This is a genomic window from Photobacterium minamisatsumaniensis, assembly GCF_050336695.1.
GTDB lineage: Bacteria > Pseudomonadota > Gammaproteobacteria > Enterobacterales > Vibrionaceae > Photobacterium > Photobacterium minamisatsumaniensis.
In genome coordinates, this window is the sequence record NZ_JAKJSI010000003.1 from 1 (window position 1) to 3,292 (window position 3,292).

At 40.3% G+C, this 3,292-nt stretch carries 3 protein-coding genes; all 3 read right to left on the reverse strand.

The window, feature by feature from the left end; genetic code table 11:
- Positions 1-343: 343 nt before the first annotated feature.
- Positions 344-676 carry a hypothetical protein gene (locus tag L4D78_RS00200; RefSeq protein WP_428465097.1) on the reverse strand — a complete coding sequence of 111 codons (333 nt, stop codon included), beginning with the start codon at positions 674-676 and terminating at the stop codon, positions 344-346.
- Between the two features lie 146 nt (positions 677-822).
- Positions 823-1,191, reverse strand: coding sequence for a hypothetical protein (locus tag L4D78_RS00205; protein ID WP_428465098.1), 369 nt, complete (start codon positions 1,189-1,191; stop codon positions 823-825).
- A gap of 1,089 nt (positions 1,192-2,280) precedes the next feature.
- The gene (locus tag L4D78_RS00210; RefSeq protein ID WP_133638214.1) at positions 2,281-3,036 is read right to left on the reverse strand and encodes a hypothetical protein; all 756 of its coding nucleotides are present in this window, start codon (positions 3,034-3,036) and stop codon (positions 2,281-2,283) included.
- Positions 3,037-3,292 lie beyond the last annotated feature (256 nt).

Genomic DNA, 3,292 nt, shown 5'->3' on the forward strand with positions numbered 1-3,292 from the left:
GATAAATGTCTAGCGACCCTGTTTCACCGCAATGGAAGGCAACTAAACAGGCAGCAGTTGAGACTGCGTAAGAGATCCTCAATATGTGTTTGCCGCAAGCATGACTTGAACGGCTACTCTGACTAACGAAGAGAACGCGCTTGTTAATCGACTTTCAGTCGACCGCTAACGCGGCCGATAGGATCCGCTTTACCGCTTGACGTCCGAAGGCTCATATGTGTTATGTCATAGCAGTTGAAAAAATAACTTCATATGCGGTACGTTATTAGTCATTTTTCATCAACTGCTTATATGACTGATTTTACAGTATTAACTATTATCACAATACTGTCCTATTTGGTTGTCATAACTTATTCCATGGAGACTTCGTTAAGGGATATATCAATGTAAGCAATAATAAAACCGCAAAGAGAACCAATGCATCTGCATACAAAAATACGATCAAACTAGATGATATTGTTATGAAAAATAGCTTTCTATACCCCAGTTCGATAATGTAAGCAGCAATTATTACAAGCAATATAGCAAAGTAAAAAAGTTCATCAATATAGTCAGTTGTTTTAAACTCATCACCATAGAAATTACCAGCCAAGTTTGCGATTAAGAATTGGAACAATGCAAACAATGCATATCCAGACGCCACAAAACGAAAATATAGTGATTTTTGACGCGACATCTTACCTTCCCACGTGGTACCAAAGTCAAATTAGTGACATAACGCCGAACATAAGTTGCACCACGGATAACCAACCAAGCGCACTGAACTCCATACCAAAACTGCGGAGTAAAACGTGTCAACTTGATGTTTTTGTTATATAAAGTCTAACAATTAACATACTTGATAGGATTTGCGCTGCCATTTGGAAAGTAATCAACCACTGATTGGCCTTTATATTTACTACGGATCACATCAGTTGCAACACTACCAAGAAACTCCCAACGACCAGTGCGTTTTAACTCTTCTTCTGAACGACTTTCATATGGTGTTGAACCAGCAGGATGCCAACTAGAAACTAGATAGACTTCCTTTATCTCACCTTTATAAACAGTTAATGCTAACTCAACTTTCTCTCTACGCGAGCCAATAACCCATACTCCACGCGTTGCTTCATATAATTCCGCAGCACTTAAAGCTTCATCGTAAAGACGGTTAATTCGAATCAAAATGGCATTTTCAGAAATTTCTAGCATGTACACCTTCATATTTTACGATTTATATAACGCCCTTGTGAAGGTGCCCGCCCCTAAACCAAAGCCTTGCCCCATAATCACAAAAGCTGATTCATACTAAAAATGCCACGTGTAAAGGGTCAACTTACACAGCTTGTTATATGAACACTGAACTTAAAGCGGCTTGGCCGCCCCACCGAGACAACAGGTGAACAACCCCAAACTCACAATGCTGACTGTAACCCCGAGCACCAAACGACCACCAACAGAAATACAAACTTGGCTTCGTGATTTCAGCAACTTAGTAAACACTGAAATCATAACGAACCAACACGAAAACCAACAGTGCGGATTCATGAATTTGAGAGAGACAAAGCTATTTATACCAATGAACATTGGCATGAGACTAAGATTAACCGCACCAATTCACGGAACGATTCTCACTGCATTGCAACCCACATTGAAACCACAAAACAACCAACGGCAATGACACCCAAACCGCAAGAAATAATGGCATATAACGCCCTTGTGAAGTTGCCCGCCCCAAACCCAAAACATTACAACGTAATCACAAAAGCCAACCCAGACCAAAAATGCCACGTGTTAAGGGTCAACTTACACAGTTTGTTATATGAAAACTGAAATCAAAGCGGCTTGGCCGCCCCACCGAGACAACAGATGAACAAACCCAAACTCACAATGCTGACTGTAACCGTGAACACCACGCTACCAACAATTAAAGCCTTACTTGGCATTGTAATTTAAGCGACTTAGTAAACACTGAAACCATAACGAACCAACGCAATATTAACAGTGCGGATTCATGAATTTGAGAGAGACAAAGCTATTTATACCAATGGATATTGGCATGAGATTAAGGTTAACCGCACTAATTCACGTAACAATTTTCACTGCATTACGACCCACATTGAAACCATAAAACACCCAGCGGCAAAGAGACCTAAACCGTAAGAAAAATGGCATATAACGCCTGCCATAATACGCCACAACGTATTATAATAATGTTGATAAGACCACCGAAAACACTAAAGCCAATTCATACCTAGAATGCCGAGTGTTGGGGGTCGTATTTATGGCTTTGTTATAAGCTCATTGTAGTAAGCCTGCTATGCCATCTTTTAATTTGTCGCCATTTTCAACTAATTTGACAACTGCACTCACAATTTTGTCAGCCTCAACAGCAGCACCGCCTACCTTGCGAAGTTTGACCCAAAATTCACCGACTTTACTTCTAATATCTGCATCTTCTTCTCGGATGTTATCTGCACGACTACAGATATCAGAAAATCCCTCAGAAAATGCTCTTTTTATGGAGTCGACACCCGTAATAGGATAATTTTGTATCGCTTTTTCAATTATTGAAATTTGAGACAATACAAAGCTTTTAGTTACTTCATGTAAATCGGAATTTTCGACTTGCTCTCGAAGCTTAGTTATTGAATCAATAATTTCGGTTAAAGAGTCAAAGTCACACTCTGACTCATCAGGAAGGATTTCAGCGCAAAAATTAATTGCCAGTATAGTATCTGCGCCAAGGTTAGATGAATAACTACTCCAAGCTGCTCCTATATTAGTCACTGAAACAGTTCTTGAGATATTGTTAATATATGGCTTGTAAAGCTTTTCTGAGAAACCTGTTGTTGCCATCGCCGAAGCGAGTAAATCGAGTTCAGCTCTAAATAGAGTTAACTTCTGATGCACAAAATGCGGGTCACTTTTAGCTAACTCTGCATCTAAGCCAAAAACGTTAGCCCACACTGTTGTAGTTGGGTTATTGCCACCAGATGGAGCTGCTATCTGTATTATATTCAATATTCTATGGGCTGAATTACTATATTTTTTCACTAAAACTCCTTTGAGCTTATAACGCCCTTGTGAAGGTGCCCGCCCCTAAACCAAAACCTTGCCCCGTRAACACAAAAGCTAATTCATAGTGAAAATGCCGCGTGTTAAGGGTCAACTTGCACAGTTTGTTATATGGAAAACTGAAACCAAAGCGGCTTGGCCGCCCCACCGAGACAACAGGTGAACAACCCCAAACTCACAATGCTGACTGTAACCGCGATCACCACGCTACCAACAATTGATTACCTTACTTAGC